The organism is Sphingomonas sp. HMP9, assembly GCF_013374115.1.
In the GTDB taxonomy this organism is placed as follows: domain Bacteria; phylum Pseudomonadota; class Alphaproteobacteria; order Sphingomonadales; family Sphingomonadaceae; genus Sphingomonas.
The window spans coordinates 697,605-715,330 of record NZ_AP022673.1; the positions used below are offsets into that span (position 1 = coordinate 697,605).

Genomic DNA, 17,726 nt, shown 5'->3' on the forward strand with positions numbered 1-17,726 from the left:
GCTAAACTGGAGTCAGCAGATTGCCGCTGCGCTGCAGCTGTTCGATGTCACGACGGGGTGGCGCGCCGAACAGACGTGCATATTCGCGGTTGAACTGCGACGGGCTTTCATACCCAACGGCAAAACCCACGGCACTCGCAGTCGCGCCGCTCGACAGCATCAGGCGTCGCGCCTCCTGCAATCGCAACTGTTTTTGATACTCCAATGGCGTCATTTTCGTCACCGCCTTGAAGTGTTCATGGAGCGACGACGCGCTCATACCCGCAGCGGTGGCGATGTCTCCGATACGGAGCGGTCGGTCGAACCCGGTGCGGATCGTCGCAATAGCCCGGCTAACCTGGTTGAGGTGGCTGTCCGCGACCGCCATGTAGCGAAGGGCAGGGCCGTGGGGACCGGTGAGCAAACGATACAGGATCTCCCGTTCGATCAGCGGCGCAAGCGCGGCGATGCTGTCGGGCTGGTCCAGCAACCGCACCAGCCGGCACGCTGCGTCGACCAGATCATCGTCGCTGCGATATACCGCGAGCGCCGGTAGATCGGCCTTGGGCGCCCGGCCACCTTCCGCCAGGATGAGGTCCGCCAAAACGGCTTGGTCGATGTCGATCTTGCAGCAGAGATACGGGGCGTCACGCTCCGCCTGGGTGACGTGTCCGACGAGCGGCAGGTCGACCGAGACCAGCAGGTAATGCGCGGCATCGTAGAGAAGGCTTCGTCCACCGAGCGAGACTCGCTTGGCGCCTTGGGCAATTATGCAAAGCGATGCATCATATACGGCGGGCAGGGGCACGGTCGGCTCATCGGCGCGGAACAGCGACAACCGATCGATCGCCGTGCGTACCATGCCGGTTCTCGTGACTTGGCGTGCAACCAGTGCGGCGAGGTCTGCGATCGTGCTCATCTGGGCAGTGTGTCCGCTGTCACCCACCATCGCAAGCGTAAGCGACATCCTTTCGGAGGATCGTGCAAGGATCGCGGGCGATCGGTCTCACGCCTGCCGATCGTTCGGTTCCATCTGTGCTCAGCCGTCATGGCACCAGGACAGGAACCATCATGAACGACATCATCGACAAGACAGTGCTGATCAGCGGCGCTTCCAGCGGTATCGGCGAGGCGACCGTGCGCGAACTCGCGAGCAGAGGCGCGCGCCTTTTCATCGGTGCGCGCCGGACCGATCGTCTCGAAGCGCTCGCGGCTGAGCTCGGCGCGCATGTCGCTTGGCAGGCGCTGGACGTGACCGACGCGGCGAGCTTTGCCGCCTTCGCCGACGCGGCGGAAGCGCGGTTCGGGCGCGTGGACGTGCTGATCAACAATGCCGGCGTGATGCCCTTGTCGCCTCTTGCCGCGCTGAAGCAGGAGGAATGGACGCGGATGATCGACGTCAACGTTCATGGCGTGCTGAACGGGATCGCGGCCGTGCTGCCGCGATTCATCGCGCAGAAGGAAGGCCATGTCGTGAATGTGGCATCGATCGCCGCGCATTTGGTAATGCCGAGCGCCGCCGTCTACTGCGCGACCAAATACGCGGTCTGGGCGATTACCGAAGGGTTGCGCCAGGAGCATGACGACATTCGCACGACGATCATTTCACCCGGGGTCGTGGCAACCGAGTTGGGCAACGACATCACCGACCCGGATATTGCCTCCGCGCTGACCACGTGGCGGCAGAAGTCGCTCACGCCCGACGCGATCGCCCGCGCGATCCGGTACGCGCTGGAGCAGCCCGAGGGCGTGGACATCAACGAGGTCATCGTACGCCCTACCGCAGCCGGCATGTAGGCGGCACGAAGACGGCAGGGCGAAACTCAGTCCGGGCACACCTTCCGTCTGCCCGGACTGTTTCGAGACGACTTGCGGTCAGGCCGCCGGCGGCGCGTAGGAGCGTAGTTCATCGAGGATCGAATGCCGCGACGGGCGCCAACCCAGCTCCCGTTCGGCGCGTTCGCCCGAGACTAGTTGATCGCACGCAATCGCGTCCGCAAAGCCCCCGAGCGATTGCCGTGCCTCCTCCAACGGCCATGCCGCCACCCGACCCTCCGCGCCGGCGCTCTCGCTGGCGGCCCGCGCAATATCGATCAGCGGGACAGCGGCGCCGTGCGCGCCGTTGTAGATCGAGCCTGCCGGCGCCTTTTCGAGCGCGAGCAGATACAGGTCGGCGAGGTCATCGGCATGCACGCACGTCCAGCGGTTCTGCCCGTTGCCGACATAACGCGCAGCACCGTGCTCCTTGGCCGAGCCGTACATCATCATCGTGGTCCACGCGTGATGGCCGTAGACCCAGGCGGGACGGAGTATGATCCCGTGAACGCCATCGTCTGCAGCGCCAAGGATTTCCGCCTCGAGCGGCTGGCGAAAACGCACCAGCTCCAGCGGATTCAGCGGGCTATCCTCGGTGGCGGGCGTGGCGCCGGTGGCGCCGTACAGGAAGCAGCCACTGGTATAGAGAAAGCGCTTGGACGCGCCGCGCAAGGCATCGATGATCGCTCGTGTCGCGACTTCGTCATACGCCGCGCTGTTCTGGTCATTCGGCGACGCGGCGTGGACGACCGCGTCGACGTCCCGGACGGCGTTGGCGATGCTGGCCGCATCGTCCAGATCGCCGTGGGCCGCCTGATAGCCCATGCCGGTCAGCTTGGCCGCGCTCGCCTCCGAACGCGCAAGCCCCACCACGTCATGTCCCGCCGCCGCCACTCGACGGGCGACCGCGCCGCCGATCAATCCCGTTGCACCCGTTATCAATATACGCATGTCAGCACCTCTATTGCCCGTGTGCCACGACGTAGAGCGCAACGACGGTTCCGCGGGAAATCGCGAGACATGATACGGCGTCATCGGCGCGGCCGATGGCGTCAGGCCGATGCGGCGATCCCGGCAATGCAGTCGCGCAGCCAGACGGTGGCGGGATGATCGTCCACCCGGCGATGCCACATCATCGCCAGCGGCCAGTCGGACAATGCGATCGGCGGTTCATGCACCTCTATGCCCAGATTGGCCGCGGCGAACCGTCGGGCGACGCGCGCGGCAAGCGTCGCGATCAGGTCGGTTTCGGCCACGACGAACGGCGCCACCAGGAACTGCGGCAGGCTCAGCACAACGCGGCGTGACAGCCCCAGCGCTGCGAGCTTGCGGTCGACCAGCCCCGCGCGATCCCCCTCGGGCGATACCAGCAGATGCGGCGCTGCCGCGAACGCCGCGATGTCGGCATCGCGTGCAAAAGCGGGATGCCCCGGCCGCGCGATGCAGGCGAAACCCTCCCGAAACAGCGGGCGCGAAAGGATGCGTGCCGAGGCGTCGACCGAGACGCTGAGTGCAAGGCTCGCTTCGCCACTGTCGAGAAGATCTACGACTTCGTCCTTGCCGAAAATACCGCGGACCCGCACCTCGAGCCGAGGCGCGTCCACCGCGAGCCGCGCCAAGAGTGGCGGCAGCAGCACGAACGCCGCATAGTCGGTCATCGCGATCGTGACGACGTGATCGGCAGCCGCTGGATCGAAGCCATCGTCTTGCAGGACTGATCGCATAAGGCGAAGCGAAGACGAGATCGGGCCGGCGAGATCTTCGGCGCGCGGCGTCGGTTGCATCCCTGTCGGTGACCGCACGAACAATTCGTCGTCGAACACTTCGCGCAGCCGCGTGAGTGCACCGCTCATGGCCGGCTGGCTCAGACCGATGCGCTGTCCAGCACGGGTGACGTGGCGCTCCGCATACAATGCGTCGAAGGCCTTCAACAAGTTCAGGTCGAAGCCAGCGACATCCATCGGATGGTCATAGAGTGAAGAGATCGGCCGGGAAAGCAGGGGCGGTAAAGTCCGTCCCTATCGGGAGGTCAGGTTGGCGGCTGTCGAACCGAGCTTTCGCGATCGGCGAATATCGCCTGCATCTCCGCCATATTCTCGGTTCCCCAAACGCATAATGGTTCAAGCGCCTGAGCAAGGCTCTGGCCAAGCTGCGTCAGCGTGTAGTCGACGCGTGGCGGCACTTCCCGATAATCGTTCCTGCGCAACACGCCGTCCGCTTCCAGCTCTTTCAAATGCTGGATCAGCATCTTGTCGCTGACGTCGCGCACGGCGCGTTTGAGTTCACCGTAGCGCGTGGGGCCACGCAACAGGAAATACAGGATGAGCGGCTTCCACTTACCGGAAATGACCTTGAGCGTCGCGTCGAGACCGCAGGTGAAGGCAGGCGCAACGGACGCGGAAACCATACTGACAGGGCGGACCTCAACGGACATAATTGCTACTTACCAAAAGGTGCATACTTGCCGATAGGTATGCCGGGAGCCAGCTCCCTGCAACCAAGAACTGGAGGCATGTATGAACCGACTAGAAGGCAAGACCGCGATCATCACCGGAGGCGGCACGGGCATCGGTCTGGCTTCGGCGAAGCGCTTCATCGAGGAAGGGGCGTTCGTCTACATCTTTGGCCGGAGACAGGAGAAACTGGACGCGGCAGTGGCCACCCTCGGCGTGAATGCGCGTGCGGTAGCGGGATCGGTCACGGACGGCGACGATCTCGACCGGCTGTTCGAAACGGTGCGCCAACAGCGCGGCGCGCTCGATATCCTGTTCGCCAATGCCGGAACCGGTGCGCTGGTACCTCTTACCGAGATCACGTCCGAGCATTATGACGAGACCTTCGACATCAATGTGAAGGGTACGATCTTCACGGTGCAGAAGGGCCTGACGCTGATGGGCCAGGGTGGTTCGATCATCCTCACCGGCTCGACCACCGGCGTGATGGGGACGCCTGCGTTCAGCATCTACAGCGCTTCGAAGGCCGCTGTCCGCAACCTCGCGCGCAGCTGGGCGCAGGATCTGCGTGGTACGGGTATTCGCGTCAACGTCCTGTCGCCTGGACCAACGCTCACCGAACTGGCGGCGGAAGTCGTCGGTCGCGATGCGATGATCGAGATGGGGTCTACCACACCGATAGGGCACGTCGGCGACCCTGCCGAAGTTGCAGCGGCCGCTGCGTTCCTTGCTTCGTCGGATAGCAGCTTCATGACGGGCAGCGAGCTGTTCACCGATGGAGGCTTGGCGCAAATTTGAGGATCGAGGCCAGCGGGCGGAAAGTCCGCTGGCCTCGAACACGGTACCGGTCAAAGGCACAAACTTAGACGCGAGATGTGTCCGTTTCCGTCAGGCCTTAAAGGACCCTAGCGTGCGATGTTCACAGGAGTGCGGATTGGGATCTTGGTGAGCATTATGCCGGCTGCCCATTCCCGCCGGTCGATCCGAAAATCTGGCCCGTAGAATAACTCAATGATGGATCGGCTGCGGCAACGTAGAGTGCGGCAATCTCCGCCGGCTGGCCTGCTCGCGCCATCGGCGAATCTCCACCGAAGCTTCGCAACTTCTCGGGCGTTGCCCCGCCGCTGACCTGCAGGGGAGTCCAGAACGGACCCGGCGCAACGGCGTTCACGCGGATACCGCGGCTCGCGAGCTGCTTGGCCATGCTCTTGGTGAAGTTCAGCACCGCGGCACGCGTCAGCGCATAGTCGACGATGTCGGGCGAAGGGTTGCCAGCCTGTTCGGAGGACGTGTTGACGATTACCGCGCCCGCGCTCATCCGTTCGAGTGCCGCCTTCGTCAGCCAGAACGGCGCGTAGACATTGGTCTTCATCGTATCGTCGAAATCTTGGCTCGAGATATCGGCGATACCTGGACGCGTCTGCTGACGCGCCGCGTTGTTGATCAGGATATCGAGCCCGCCAAGCTGTTCGCTCGCCTGCTGCACCAGCCGCCGGCAAAAGCGTTCATCGCGCAGATCGCCGGGAATGGCGACTGCCTTGCGTCCCTCGGCCCGGATCAGCGCGACGACTTCGCGAGCGTCGGGTTCTTCGGCGGGCAAATAGTTGATCGCGACGTCTGCTCCCTCACGCGCATACGCGATGGCCGCAGCGCGCCCAATGCCACTGTCTCCACCGGTTATCAGCGCCTTCTTGCCCGCCAGCTTGCCCGAGCCCTTGTAGCTTGTCTCGCCGTGGTCCGGACGTGGTGTCATCTTCGACGCAAGACCGGGCCATGGCTGGCGCTGTACGGGGTAGGGGGGCTTGGGATAGGCTGTAGCGGCCGGTGTCGTCGCGGCGGTATTCCCACCGCTTTGCGTCGCGGCGTTTGCAGCGGTCGCGGCGATGGCACCCGCGGTAATGGCTGCCCCCGTCACGAATGTGCGGCGTGTGGTATCGGTCATCGTCATAGCTCCCGGAATGATCACGTCTCCAAGCGCCAAACGATTGCTTCTGTTCCGGATTCGCTAGCCTCTGCTCGGCCTAATGATAGAACGCCATCACCAGTCGCATACGCCTTGTCTCAATCTTCGGCCCAACGCCTGAGAAGATTGGACTGCGTTTTCGCCAGGAGGTCCAACTCTGGCGTTTTGCCGAGGCGGTCGAACAAGGCGTGCCGTGCCGTTTCGAGATCGAACAGCAATTCGCGGGCATCGGCATCGCGGACCAGGCTGCGAACCCAGGTGACGGCGGCTAGTCTTTCGCCGGATGTGACGGGTGCGACGCGGTGAAGCGCGGTCGTCGGGTAGACCACGGCATCGCCCGCCGCCAGTTTCACATCCTGTTCGCCTGCGGCGGACTCGATCACCAGCTCGCCGCCTTCGTACGTGTCGGGCTCTGACAGGAAAATCGTGACCGACACGTCGGTCCGCATGCCACCCATGATCGCGTCATCGACATGGCTCCCATACGCCATGCCGGGTTCGTAGCGGCTGAACAATGGAGGACGAACCACGTGCGGCCGGGTCGCCATCCGGAACAGCGGGTTCGCGAGCAGCCGATCGATCACGAGGTCCTGCATGTCGGCGAGTAGCGGGTCTGTACGGTCGACCTGCTCGTTGCGCTTGACCGGTCGGGCTTCGCGACCGGCGGTTCGCCGTCCGTCTACATAGCGCGTCCTGCCAAGATTATCTCGCAACGACCGGAGATTGTCGGCGTCCAGAACGTTGGCAATCATGATCAACATCAGGGTTCTCGCGGCATCGGCATAGCGTCGGGCGGGTTCCCTAACAGTCCAAGCCCATGCGGCCAACGCGTCGGCGAGTAAGGAATTTGATATGCGTACGAAATTATGGATGGGCGTTGGTGCGTTCGTGGTCGCGCAATCGGGCCAAGCGATCCTTACCGAAGCAGCAGCCAAGCCGCTGGCACCGTCGGTCGATCAGGTCGGCGAAGGCGGCGAGAGCGAGCGCGGCGAGGGCGAGGGTGAAGGCGAGGGTCGCCATGTCGTCCGCTCGACCAAGTCGCGCCACGTCGTCCGCAGTCCGCGTCGCGCACGTGCAGCGCAGCAACATGCCGGCCAGCGTGGCGAAGGTGAATATGAAGGCGGCGAAAACGAGGGTGGCGAAGGCGAGGGCGAACGCTGATCAAAACCGCGGATGACGAGGCGAAATCAACTGGCGGTATCTTGGCGGTCATCTCCCCAGGCCGCCATCGCGTGCTTGATCCCTGCTCGAATTGAGTCTGCGGGCACTCCATCCCGGGCTTGGATCGAAATTCCCAGCACCAAGCCATCGTACAGAGCGACCAGCCCTGCGACGTCGATGGTCGGGGCGAGATTCCCTGCACTGACGCCAGCCGTGATACACCGTTTCAGCGCCTGCCGCGTGGCGTCGCGCTCGGTTCGCGTTAGCAATCGGGTCGATGCGCATGCTTCGGACGAGATGGTTGCGGACAGCGTGACCATGCAGCCCTTGGGATGCGCAAGATCTGTCTGCATGGCGACCGACCCCATCAACGCCTGTTCGAGCCGCGCGCGGGGCGGCAGCCGTTCGTCGTCGAGCGCATCGATAATGCTGCCATGCCGGCCCAGATACCGCATCAGCGTCTCGCGATAGAGCGCTTCCTTCGAGCCGAACGCCGCGTAGAAACTCGCCGACGATATGCCGCCCATCGCGTGGCGAAGAGTCAGTAGCGACGCGCCTTCATACCCGTGTTCCCAGAACAGGTGCATCGCACTGTCCAGCGCTACATCCCGGTCGAAACCACGCGGTCGTCCGCTCCGTGCCATACGTCTCCGCTCCTGTCGTTGTGGATTAATCGATCCATTAATCGTTGACAAGCCGGCTGTGGTCGTCGAGTGCATTGGACCAATCGATCCAGAAGTGAGTGTTCCGTGCGTTCAAAAGCCATCCCGACCGACGCCGGCGCGAGCGAGACGCTGCCGCTCTCCGCCCTCCTGGCACTGGCGATGACTGGCTTCACCGCGATCCTGACCGAGACATTGCCCGCCGGGCTGTTGCCGCATATGGCCGCCGGGTTGGACGTGTCGGAGTCACTCGCCGGGCAGACGGTGACGGTTTACGCGGTAGGGTCGCTGCTCGCGGCGATCCCGCTGACGCTGTACACGCAAGGCTGGCGTCGCAAGCCGACGCTGCTGTTGGCGATTTGTGGCTTCCTGATCTTCAATTGCGTGACCGCGGTGTCGTCCTCCTACGCGCTGACGCTGGTCGCGCGGTTCATGGGCGGGGTTGCGGCCGGGCTCGGCTGGGGGATCATTGCAGGCTATGCGCGGCGCATGGTCGTCGCGCCGTTGCGCGGCAAGGCGCTGGCGATCGCAATGGTCGGCACCCCGCTGGCGCTGTCGATCGGCGTGCCCTTGGGGGCGATGCTAGGCAGCACGCTCGGCTGGCGCATGGCGTTCGGGCTGATGTCGATCACCACGCTGGCCTTGATCGGCTGGGTGTTGTGGCGGGTGCCCGATTTTCCAGGCCAGCCGGCCGAACAGCGGCTCTCGATCGCGCGTGTGTTCCGGACGCCCGGTGTTCGGACCGTGCTCGTCACGCTGTTCGCTTGGATCACGGCGCACAACATCCTCTATACCTATATCGCGCCGGTCGCCGCGCTGTCGGGTCTGCAAGCTCGGCTCGACCTGGTGCTGCTGGGGTTCGGCGCTGCCGCGCTGGTCGGGATCTGGGTTACGGGGGTGTTGATCGACCGGGCGTTGCGGCCACTCGTGCTCGTCAGCCTGACGGCGTTCGCGGTGGTGTCGCTCGCGTTCGGGCTGTTTGCGGCCAGCCCCGGCGTGATGATCGTCGCGACGATCCTGTGGGGGCTTTCGTTCGGCGGCGCCGCGACGCAGCTTCAGACGGCGCTGGCCGACGCGGCGGGCGATGGCGTCGATCTGGCGAACGCGATGCTGACGACAACGTGGAACGGCGCGATCGCCGCGGGCGGGATCGTCGGCGGCGTGATGCTCGAGCATCTGGGTGCAGGCTCGCTCGCCTGGGCGGTACTGGTCCCGACGGTAGTGGCGCTCGTGATCGCGTCGCGCGCGCACCGCCACGCCTTCAAGCCCGGTCCACGGGCATTCGATTGATGCGCCGGTCGTGCGCTGAATACAGGAGATCTCGATGAAAGCCTATCAAATCGGCGCGCAGGACGGCATCCATGCCCTCGTCTCGACGGCCCGGCCCGACCCTGTCGCGGGCCCGGGCGAAGCGCTGGTCGCACCGCGTCTCGTCGGTCTTATCAGCCGTGATGTGCAATTGTTGCGCGGCACCTACGGTCCTCGCCAGCCCGAGACGCGCATCCCGATGTCCGAAGGCGTCGGCGAGGTCGTCGCGATCGGGGAGGGTGTGACGGACATCGCGGTCGGCGACCGGGTCGTCTGCGGCCATTTCGCGAGCTGGCTGGACGGCGCGTTCCGGGCGGACGTCTTCGCGCACGATATCGGCATCACGCATGACGGCTGGCTGGCCGAGCGCGTTGTCCTACCCGCGGCGGCGCTGATCCGGGTGCCGGATGCGCTGGCCGACGTGGATGTCGCCGGACTCGCCTCCGCCGCGCTGACGGCCTGGAACGCGCTCATCGAAATCTGTCACGTCGAGGCTGGCGACACCGTGCTGTGCCTGGGCACCGGGAGTGTCTCGCTGGCCGCGCTGAAGATCGCCAAGGCGCGCGGCGCGCGGGTTGCCATTACCTCGTCCCACGATGCGAAACTCGAGATGGCGCGGGCGATGGGTGCGGATATCATGGTCAACTACCGGACTTCGCCCGATTGGCCGGGCGAGGTCATGGCGAAGACGGACGGGAAGGGGGCTGATATCGTGATCGAAACCGGCGGGGTCGATACGCTGGGCCAGTCGATCGCGGCCGCCGCGAGCAACGCGCGGATCATCGTCGTCGGCGTGTCGCCGGGCGAGGGGCCGGCGATCCCCGACTATCTGTCGCTCATCATCAAGAACGTGACGATCCGCGGCATCGCCAATGGCAGCCGCGCGATGTTCGCAGACCTGCTCGACGCAATGGTTTCGAACGGCATCACGACGGTCGTCGACCGGACGTTTGCCTTTGACGATGCACCGGAGGCCGTTCGCTACTTCGCGGCGGCTGGACATCTCGGCAAGGTGCTGATCGCGCTCTGACCGCGCGCGACCGATGTGGCGGCGCAGGCGTTGTACGCACGTCCGTAACCATAGATCGCTCGCGCCGCTTAAAACCTAGTTGTGCCCGGCACTGTTACGGGAGTTCGACATGCGCTCGGCATTAGCTGCGTTGGCGACGTCGATCGCTGCCCATTCTTCTTTCGAGTGGCAGGTTCGAGTGGGAAATAGGGAACCCGTCGTGTCCTCCCTCCGGCAAACAGGCTTGGGTGGTTTGGCCTTGGCGGTTGGCACAGCAGCATCTGTGGTCTTCGAAGGCGGAGGTGTTTGAGCAAGGCTCGCACTCGACGCCATCAGCAACGCAACTGCTATCGAAGCTTTCATTGTAAGCATTCCCATATCATTTTCGACAATGATACTGACCTTATAGGCATGCGCAAGCACGGTAATCGAGCAGCGAAATCTAGTCCGCTTTGCCTGCACGGACGGCGTGGACGTGCTGACATCCCCCCTGCCTATTACCGTTAGGGAGATACTCCCGGCTTCAGCTCGTCGATCAGCTGGGTAGCGAGTAGCAGAAGGGGGGCGTCGAGGCTGCGGACTGGATAACCCGTTCAGCGCCGGTTCGATCATATCGTTGCCAATGCCGAACACCCAGCCGGCTTGGTCAAGATCCCCAGTCGGACCTTCAGAGGCTTGCGTTAGGCCGTCGAACGATACGGACGCGGCACCGATCAGCGTTCCTCCGGGGCCCCGTCGGACCAAAAAAAGGGCGGCAGATCGATGACCTGCCGCCCCGGATATCGGTCCCGAAGGATCGATTACATGTCGATGGTCAGACCGACGAACAGGTACCGGCCGCTGGCCTCGTAGATGCCCGGATAGGTGTTGCCATTGCCGAGCGAGCCGATCGGCGATGCCGTCGCACTCAGGATCGGCGGCGTCTTGTCGAGGATGTTGTTCACGCCCATGCGGTAGGTGAACTTGTCTGCGACCCGCACCGTTGCGGCCAGATCGAAGTAGTTCTGCGCCTTGACGCGAGCATCGTTGACGAAGAACGAACCGGCGAGATCGCTATCGCCGCTGGTGCGCTCGAACTTGGTCGCCGACAGATACCGCCAGTTACCCGACAGGCCGATGCCGTTCGGCGTGGTCAGCGAGATGCGTGCCTGGTGACGCCACTTGGACATCGGATAGCCGCACTGCGCGCCGTACAGGCCCGCGCAATCGAACTTCGCGCCAACCTTGTCCGACGTGAACTTGTCCACATAGGTGCCGTTGAACGAAAGCCCGATCGTGCCGATGCTGTCCGACCGATAGGTGTAACCCGCCGACGTTTCGATGCCCTGCGTCGTCAGTGAACCCGCGTTGACGTTGGTATTGATGATGTAGCCGGCATTGCCCTGCCACAGCGAGCCGGTGGCATCACGTTTGATCGCGCCGCAGAATTGCTGGTCGGCAGTCTGGAGACACTGCGCGATGATCGTGTCGGAACCAATGGTACCGATCCGATCCTTCAGCTTGATGCGGAAGCCGTCGACCGACAGGTTGAAGCCCGGCAGGAACGACGGACGCAGGATCACGCCAGCGGTGAACGTGTCGGCCTTTTCGGGACGCAGGTTCGTGTTGCCGCCCAGCAGGCCGTTATACTGCTCGGATGGGTTGGGCGCGATCAGGCCGAAACGGCTCGCTGGCACGCCGGTGAGCGCACACTGCGCCGCGGTGTTGCCGTTGACCAGACCGTTGACCGCGCCGCCGGCACAGGGATCCGTCGCACCGTCCAGCTGGACCGACTGCTGGGCGAACAATTCCTGCGTGTTCGGTGCGCGAACCGCACGGTTGTAGCCGCCACGGAAGCGGATGTCCGAGATCGGTGCCCAGACCAGTTCGCCCTTGTACGAGCTTGCCGACCCGGCCGTGCTGTAGCTCGAATAGCGGTAGCCGCCGTTGACGGTCAGTTCGTTGAAGAACGGACGATCGCTGACGAGCGGCACCTGGATTTCGCCGAATGCTTCCTTCACGTTGTAGCTGCCGCGGATCGGCAACGTCGCGCCGCCCTGGCCGGCCAGATCGCCGCTCAGGAACGCGTTGTCGACTTCGAGGCTGAGCGATTCCTTACGATACTCACCACCGACGTTCAGTGCGATGCCTTCGTTCGCAAACGGCGACTGGACGCCGTATTCGGCTCCCTTGAAGGTGAACGACGCGTTGACGACCGTCTCCTTGTTCTCGCCCGACTGGAAGCCTGGCGTCTGGACATAATTGAGTGCCGCTGGCGTGATGCCAGCCGAACCGAAGATGTTCAGCGGAACGCAGTTCGGATCGGTACCGTCGACCACCGACCGGCAGACCGCTTGGCCGTTCGTCGCCGAACCGGGGCGGGTATCGGTAATGGCATCGAGCGCGCGCGTGGTACGCGAAACCGAGAACTCGTTGCGGTACACCTGGTTGAACACGGTGCTGCCGAACTGGCCGTACGCCTCGTACGAAATTCCCTTGTCGAGGTTACCGCTCGCACCAGCAACGAAGCGGTACTGGGTGTGGCGAAGATCGGCCTGACGACCGCCGCCCTCGACGTTGCGGCGGCCGATGCGGACGTTCGCCTGCTGATATTGCGAACCATCGGGATTGGTCAGGTTGATGACGTTGCCGTTCGCGTCCCGCACAAGGTTGGTGTCGCGAAAGAAGGTGGCTTTCTGTGCAGCCGACAGGAACGGGTTGTTGCTGTTCAGGACCGACGTGTTGTTGAAGTCGCCCGACGGTGCGATCTGCGCCACCGAGCGGTCATCCATGAACATGAAATCGGCGTAGGGCTTGAACGCGTCGCTGACTTCATATTTTGCGAGGAAGCCGGCCGTGTAGCGCTTGTCCGGACGCTGGTAATAGTTCAGCGGGTTGGCGTTGTAGAGCGTCGTACCTGGGACGAGTTGGCCGGCGGAATTCAGCGTGTAGCCGGTTGGCGGCCCCCCCTCGACTGCGTCGCCGAGCGAGAAGTTTGCCGGGAACGCAGTTGCGGATCCGCCGCAGACATAATCGTTGCCGACATTGCCCGAGGGTGCGTTCAGGCCGCACGCGCTGTAGTCCCGCGAACCCTGCAGGATCGCGCCGATCTTGCGATAGCCACCGTAACCGACGATGTGGCCGCGGCCGTCGCTGGTGCCCACGCCAACCTTGAAGTTGATGTCGAACTGCGTTCCGTCGAACGACTGACCGGTCGGCGACGGATAGCCGGCTGCGGTATTCAACGCCTTGAAGCGGTCGCTGCGATTGTTGTGATTGTAGATGCCACCTGACGTGTCGACGCTGAAGCCCTCGTAGTCGGTATCGAGCACGAAGTTGACGACGCCGCCGATCGCATCCGATCCATAGACCGAGCCTGCGCCGCCGGTCAGCACGTCGACGCGCTTGATCAGCGACGCCGGGATCATGTTGACGTCGGCAGCCGCGCTCGCCGTGCTGCTCGACGACGGGTTGCCCGGCATCAGGCGGCGGCCGTTGATCAGCACGAGCGTCCGCGATTCACCGAGGTTGCGAAGGTTGATCGTCGCGGTCCCGGTCGAACCGTTGGACACCGACGAGGTCTGCGTGGCGAAGGACGATGGGAGGCTGTTCAGCACGTCCTCGATACGCGTCGCGCCACGCAGCTTGATGTCCGCTGCGTTGACGACGGTCACGGGGCTTGCCGACGTGAGGTTGGGGTTCGAGATACGCGAACCGGTAACGACGATGTCACCACCCCCGGCCGTACCCGCAGCGGCAGGATCCTGGCTCGGCGTGTTGGAGATCGCAGGCGTCGTCGCGGCTGCGCCGTCATCGCTCGTCGTGCCTTGCGGCGCTGGTGCCGGCGCGGTCTGCGGCGCTGGTGCCGGCGCGGTCTGCGCCATGGCCGGCAGTGCAACAACCGCACCCGCGATCATCGTCGATGCTAGCAGGCAATCTCGAAACATGTGGCTTCGCATAGTTTAATCTGGTCCCTTTTCGGTATCGGTGGAATTTGGCCCAACACGATCTTTTGTAGGCCGCATGATCCCATCGCCGCGTTTTTTTTACAAAATGAACGCGCCTTGTCCAAAATAAAGTTACAGATTGGTTGCAGTTCATCGCATTGCGTCAGCGTTGTTGCCCAATGGCCACATCTTGGGTGCGCTGCGGTATCGTGCGGCGATACGCTGCGGTTGCGGGGTGTCGTATGCCGGCCTATCGCCTGGCCGGGTTGAAGATGGAGAGGGGCGATATGCGGGTCGCGATGATTTCGACAATGACCGGCGTGATCGGCATTGCGGTGATTGCAACGGCGGCAAACGCTGCCAAACCGCGCGATACGGAGCGTGCGCCTCTACTGACGGCGGTAACGCAGTGCCGCGCTGTAGCCGACCCTGCGGCCCGGCTCGCCTGTTTCGACAGATCGGTCGCTGCGCTTGATACGGCAGCGACCAACAAGGCCGTGGTCGTTATCGATCAACAGCAGGTGCGCGACGTACGTCGCAGCCTGTTCGGCGTCAGTCTTCCGGACACTGGACTGTTCGGCAACGGCAACGATCTGCCGCGTATCGAGACGACGCTGGCGAGCGCCTCGGTCGATGATTCCGGCCGATGGAGCTTTGTCCTCACAGATGGTGCGCGATGGGCGCAGACCGATGACTATATGATTGCGCGGCGACCGCGGGCGAATGATAAAGTCATCATCAAGCGGGCCGCACTTGGCAGCTTTCGACTGAGCGTCGGCGGGCAACCCGGCGTAAAGGCTAAGCGGCAAAATTAGAGCACGAGTATTGCCGCACCGCTGTCAACGCGCTGCATCCAGGCAATCTGCCTATCAGAATATATTCTATAACCTAAGGGCAATGACCGCGGAGCCGCATTGGCCTGGAACTTGCCCAGACCAACACGGCTCATCCTCCCACCATTATCGCTTACGTTGCCTGGTTGGACGACACAGGCTTTGCCGTGACGTCGAAACGGTCGGCGTTCATGACCTTGACCCATGCCCGGATGAAGTCGCGAGCGAACTTTTCCTCGTGACCATTCTCGGCATAGACTTCGGCCGTTGCGCGCAGCTGCGAGTTCGACCCGAAGATCAGATCGGTGCGGGTCGCCTGCCACTTCTTCTCGCGACCGCCACGATCGTAACCGATGAACTTCTCGTCGCTCGACGTGTCGACCAGATCCCAGAAGGTGTCGTTGTCGAGCAGGTTGACGAAGAAGTCGTTGGTCAGCTGACCCGGACGCTCGGTCAACACGCCGTCGGGCGCATCGCCGAAGTTAGCGCCGAGGACGCGCAGGCCACCGACCAGCACGGTCATTTCCGGCGCGGACAGCCCGAGCAGCGAAGCCTTGTCGAGCAGCAGCTCCTCGGTCTTCACTGGGTGACGCGTCTTCAGGTAGTTACGGAACCCGTCGGCCTGCGGCTCCATCCACACGAAGCTCTCGACATCGGTCCAGTCCTGCGTTGCATCGCCGCGGCCGCCAAGGAACGGCACCGTCACGTCATGCCCGGCATCGCGCGCCGCCTTCTCGACCGCTGCCGACCCCGCCAGCACGATCGCGTCGGCGAGCGACATGTTGCCCCGCAGTTCGTTCAGCTTGGCCAGCACCTGGCCCAGCTGCTCGGGCTCGTTGACCGGCCAGTCCTTTTGCGGCGCGAGCGCAATGCGCGCACCGTTCGCACCGCCACGATGGTCCGACCGGCGATAGCTCGATGCCGACGCCCAAGCGGTCTTGACCAGCTGGCCGATCGTCAGCCCGCTCGCCAGCACCGCGTCCTTGAACGCCGCAACGTCTGCGTCAGACGGCGCGGTGCCTTCTGGAACCGGATCCTGCCAGATCAGCGTCTCCTCCGGGATCTCGGGCCCGAGGTAACGGACCCGCGGACCCATGTCGCGGTGGGTCAGTTTGAACCAAGCGCGCGCGAACGCATCGTCGAGTGCCGACTGGTCGTCGCGGAAGCGCAGCGCGATCTCGCGGAACTCAGGATCCACCTTCAGCGCCATGTCCGCGGTGGTCATCATCGTCGGCACGCGCTTGTTGGGGTCGCGTGCGCCGGGTGCCATGTCCTCCGGCTCCGGGTTGACCGGCTGCCACTGCTTCGCGCCGGCCGGGCTTTCGGTCAGCTCATAGTCGTACTTGAACAGCAGGCGCAGATAGTCGCCGGTCCACTTGGTCGGGTTGTTTGACCACGCGCCCTCGATACCCGAGGTCGTGATATGGCCCTGGCCGATTTCCTCGCTGTCGGTCAGCCAGCCGAGGCCCTGCATGTGCACCGACTCCGAGGACGGGCTCTTGAAGTGCGGCGCAGCCTTTGCGCCGTGTGCCTTGCCGAAGGCATGGCCACCGGCCGTCAGCGCGACGGTTTCCTCGGAGTTCATTGCCATCCGCTGGAACGTCGCCTTCATGTCACGTGCGGACTTGAGCGCGTCGGGCTCACCGCCGGGACCCTCTGGGTTGACGTAGATCAGCCCCATCTGGATCGCCGCGAGCGGGCCTTCGAGCTCAGGCATGTCTTCGCTGATACGCGTCTGCGCGCCCTCGTTGACCCAGATCTCTTCAGCGCCCCAGAACGTGTCGCCTTCGGAGGCGAAAACGTCCTTGCGGCCGCCTGCGAAGCCGAACACCGGTCCGCCCATGCTCTCGATCGCGACGTTGCCTGCCAGGATGAACAGATCGGCCCAGCTGATGTTCTTGCCGTACTTCTGCTTGAGCGGCCACAACAGGCGACGCGCCTTGTCGAGATTGCCGTTGTCCGGCCAGGAGTTGAGCGGCTCGAAGCGCTGTTGACCCGACGACGACCCGCCGCGGCCGTCGGTAACCCGGTAGGTGCCTGCGGCGTGCCACGCCATGCGGATCATGAACGGCCCGTAATGCCCGTAGTCGGCTGGCCACCACGACTTGCTGTCTGTCATCAGCGCCGTCAGGTCCGCCTTGAGCGCGGCATAATCGAGCTTCTTGAACGACTCCGCATAGTCGAACTCGTCGCCCATCGGGTCGGGCGAGACGCCGTGCTGATGAAGCATGTCGATCGGCAGCGCATCGGGCCACCAATCCTTGTTGGTACGACCCAATAGCGAGCGGGCCTTGACCTCGCCGCCACCCTGGGGGCCCATCGGGCAACCGCTGCCCTTGGGCTGTTCGTAATCGGCCATCTTGGCGTCCTCTCTTAATGAGTATTACCGTCGTGCAACTAAGATGCAGGATTTGAGTGACATTTGTCCAATCGATTATTCGGGGTAGATCGATCACATCACTCGATTACAGATAAGGGGGACGGCGTATTCCTCCCGGGCGCGATTATCGTTGCCGATCCGACCGACATGCTACTGCTCACCACCGCAGGCGGGGTATCGACGACATCACCGGACGACTCCCAACAGGTTGATCGCACAGCCCATATATCTCCGCCT

15 protein-coding genes are annotated in these 17,726 nt (G+C 63.7%); 6 read left to right on the forward strand and 9 right to left on the reverse strand.

Annotated features, from left to right (window positions below; all coding sequences use genetic code 11):
* Nucleotide 1 precedes the first annotated feature (1 nt).
* Complete coding sequence (locus HMP09_RS03095; protein ID WP_176499137.1) at nucleotides 2-898, reverse strand: AraC family transcriptional regulator; 897 nt, start codon at nucleotides 896-898, stop codon at nucleotides 2-4.
* Between the two features lie 152 nt (nucleotides 899-1,050).
* Here HMP09_RS03095 and HMP09_RS03100 point away from each other — a divergent pair, with 152 nt between their 5' ends.
* Nucleotides 1,051-1,776 carry an SDR family oxidoreductase gene (locus HMP09_RS03100; RefSeq protein WP_176499138.1) on the forward strand — a complete coding sequence of 242 codons (726 nt, stop codon included), beginning with the start codon at nucleotides 1,051-1,053 and terminating at the stop codon, nucleotides 1,774-1,776.
* A gap of 78 nt (nucleotides 1,777-1,854) precedes the next feature.
* Here the strand turns inward: HMP09_RS03100 and HMP09_RS03105 are convergent, their stop codons facing one another.
* From HMP09_RS03105 to HMP09_RS03115, 3 genes are all read right to left on the reverse strand, one after another.
* Nucleotides 1,855-2,745 (reverse strand): NAD-dependent epimerase/dehydratase family protein, encoded by an 891-nt coding sequence (locus HMP09_RS03105; protein WP_176499139.1) that lies wholly within the window; start codon nucleotides 2,743-2,745, stop codon nucleotides 1,855-1,857.
* 101 nt (nucleotides 2,746-2,846) lie between these two features.
* Nucleotides 2,847-3,755, reverse strand: coding sequence for a LysR family transcriptional regulator (locus HMP09_RS03110; RefSeq protein WP_176499140.1), 909 nt, complete (start codon nucleotides 3,753-3,755; stop codon nucleotides 2,847-2,849).
* A gap of 68 nt (nucleotides 3,756-3,823) precedes the next feature.
* Nucleotides 3,824-4,228, reverse strand: a complete 405-nt coding sequence (locus tag HMP09_RS03115) for a winged helix-turn-helix transcriptional regulator (RefSeq protein ID WP_232090599.1) — start codon at nucleotides 4,226-4,228, stop codon at nucleotides 3,824-3,826.
* An 82-nt stretch (nucleotides 4,229-4,310) separates the two neighbouring features.
* Here HMP09_RS03115 and HMP09_RS03120 point away from each other — a divergent pair, with 82 nt between their 5' ends.
* On the forward strand, nucleotides 4,311-5,045 hold the full coding sequence (locus HMP09_RS03120; protein ID WP_176499141.1) for an SDR family NAD(P)-dependent oxidoreductase: 735 nt from the start codon (nucleotides 4,311-4,313) through the stop codon (nucleotides 5,043-5,045).
* 154 nt (nucleotides 5,046-5,199) lie between these two features.
* On the opposite strand, the gene HMP09_RS03125 is transcribed toward HMP09_RS03120, so the two are convergent.
* Together HMP09_RS03125 and HMP09_RS03130 are read right to left on the reverse strand one after the other, a co-directional pair.
* Nucleotides 5,200-6,189, reverse strand: a complete 990-nt coding sequence (locus tag HMP09_RS03125) for an SDR family oxidoreductase (protein WP_197942453.1) — start codon at nucleotides 6,187-6,189, stop codon at nucleotides 5,200-5,202.
* 119 nt (nucleotides 6,190-6,308) lie between these two features.
* On the reverse strand, nucleotides 6,309-6,971 hold the full coding sequence (locus tag HMP09_RS03130; RefSeq protein ID WP_176499143.1) for a Fe2+-dependent dioxygenase: 663 nt from the start codon (nucleotides 6,969-6,971) through the stop codon (nucleotides 6,309-6,311).
* A 91-nt stretch (nucleotides 6,972-7,062) separates the two neighbouring features.
* On the opposite strand from HMP09_RS03130, the gene HMP09_RS03135 reads away from it, so the two are divergent.
* Entirely contained in the window at nucleotides 7,063-7,371 is a 309-nt protein-coding gene (locus HMP09_RS03135) for a hypothetical protein (protein ID WP_176499144.1), read from the forward strand.
* Between the two features lie 26 nt (nucleotides 7,372-7,397).
* Here HMP09_RS03135 and HMP09_RS03140 read toward each other — a convergent pair whose 3' ends face one another.
* Nucleotides 7,398-7,958 (reverse strand): TetR/AcrR family transcriptional regulator, encoded by a 561-nt coding sequence (locus HMP09_RS03140; protein ID WP_232090601.1) that lies wholly within the window; start codon nucleotides 7,956-7,958, stop codon nucleotides 7,398-7,400.
* A 162-nt stretch (nucleotides 7,959-8,120) separates the two neighbouring features.
* Between HMP09_RS03140 and HMP09_RS03145 the strand changes: the two genes are divergently transcribed.
* Nucleotides 8,121-9,323, forward strand: a complete 1,203-nt coding sequence (locus HMP09_RS03145) for an MFS transporter (RefSeq protein ID WP_232090603.1) — start codon at nucleotides 8,121-8,123, stop codon at nucleotides 9,321-9,323.
* A 34-nt stretch (nucleotides 9,324-9,357) separates the two neighbouring features.
* Nucleotides 9,358-10,371, forward strand: a complete 1,014-nt coding sequence (locus HMP09_RS03150) for a zinc-dependent alcohol dehydrogenase family protein (protein WP_176499146.1) — start codon at nucleotides 9,358-9,360, stop codon at nucleotides 10,369-10,371.
* A gap of 779 nt (nucleotides 10,372-11,150) precedes the next feature.
* Here HMP09_RS03150 and HMP09_RS03155 read toward each other — a convergent pair.
* On the reverse strand, nucleotides 11,151-14,276 hold the full coding sequence (locus tag HMP09_RS03155; RefSeq protein WP_232090605.1) for a TonB-dependent receptor domain-containing protein: 3,126 nt from the start codon (nucleotides 14,274-14,276) through the stop codon (nucleotides 11,151-11,153).
* A gap of 242 nt (nucleotides 14,277-14,518) precedes the next feature.
* On the opposite strand from HMP09_RS03155, the gene HMP09_RS03160 reads away from it, so the two are divergent.
* On the forward strand, nucleotides 14,519-15,091 hold the full coding sequence (locus tag HMP09_RS03160) for a hypothetical protein (RefSeq protein ID WP_232090607.1): 573 nt from the start codon (nucleotides 14,519-14,521) through the stop codon (nucleotides 15,089-15,091).
* A gap of 151 nt (nucleotides 15,092-15,242) precedes the next feature.
* Here HMP09_RS03160 and katG read toward each other — a convergent pair whose 3' ends face one another.
* Entirely contained in the window at nucleotides 15,243-17,468 is a 2,226-nt protein-coding gene (gene katG, locus HMP09_RS03165; RefSeq protein ID WP_176499148.1) for a catalase/peroxidase HPI, read from the reverse strand.
* Nucleotides 17,469-17,726 lie beyond the last annotated feature (258 nt).

Bases quoted from the DNA above. Each gene is read 5' to 3' on its own strand.
- HMP09_RS03095 (WP_176499137.1), bottom strand. From the start codon at position 898: ATGAGCACGATCGCAGACCTCGCCGCACTGGTTGCACGCCAAGTCACG.
- HMP09_RS03100 (WP_176499138.1), top strand. From the start codon at position 1,051: ATGAACGACATCATCGACAAGACAGTGCTGATCAGCGGCGCTTCCAGC.
- HMP09_RS03105 (WP_176499139.1), bottom strand. From the start codon at position 2,745: ATGCGTATATTGATAACGGGTGCAACGGGATTGATCGGCGGCGCGGTC.
- HMP09_RS03110 (WP_176499140.1), bottom strand. From the start codon at position 3,755: ATGGATGTCGCTGGCTTCGACCTGAACTTGTTGAAGGCCTTCGACGCA.
- HMP09_RS03115 (WP_232090599.1), bottom strand. From the start codon at position 4,228: ATGTCCGTTGAGGTCCGCCCTGTCAGTATGGTTTCCGCGTCCGTTGCG.
- HMP09_RS03120 (WP_176499141.1), top strand. From the start codon at position 4,311: ATGAACCGACTAGAAGGCAAGACCGCGATCATCACCGGAGGCGGCACG.
- HMP09_RS03125 (WP_197942453.1), bottom strand. From the start codon at position 6,189: ATGACCGATACCACACGCCGCACATTCGTGACGGGGGCAGCCATTACC.
- HMP09_RS03130 (WP_176499143.1), bottom strand. From the start codon at position 6,971: ATGTTGATCATGATTGCCAACGTTCTGGACGCCGACAATCTCCGGTCG.
- HMP09_RS03135 (WP_176499144.1), top strand. From the start codon at position 7,063: ATGCGTACGAAATTATGGATGGGCGTTGGTGCGTTCGTGGTCGCGCAA.
- HMP09_RS03140 (WP_232090601.1), bottom strand. From the start codon at position 7,958: ATGCACCTGTTCTGGGAACACGGGTATGAAGGCGCGTCGCTACTGACT.
- HMP09_RS03150 (WP_176499146.1), top strand. From the start codon at position 9,358: ATGAAAGCCTATCAAATCGGCGCGCAGGACGGCATCCATGCCCTCGTC.
- HMP09_RS03155 (WP_232090605.1), bottom strand. From the start codon at position 14,276: ATGTTTCGAGATTGCCTGCTAGCATCGACGATGATCGCGGGTGCGGTT.
- HMP09_RS03160 (WP_232090607.1), top strand. From the start codon at position 14,519: ATGCCGGCCTATCGCCTGGCCGGGTTGAAGATGGAGAGGGGCGATATG.
- katG (WP_176499148.1), bottom strand. From the start codon at position 17,468: ATGGCCGATTACGAACAGCCCAAGGGCAGCGGTTGCCCGATGGGCCCC.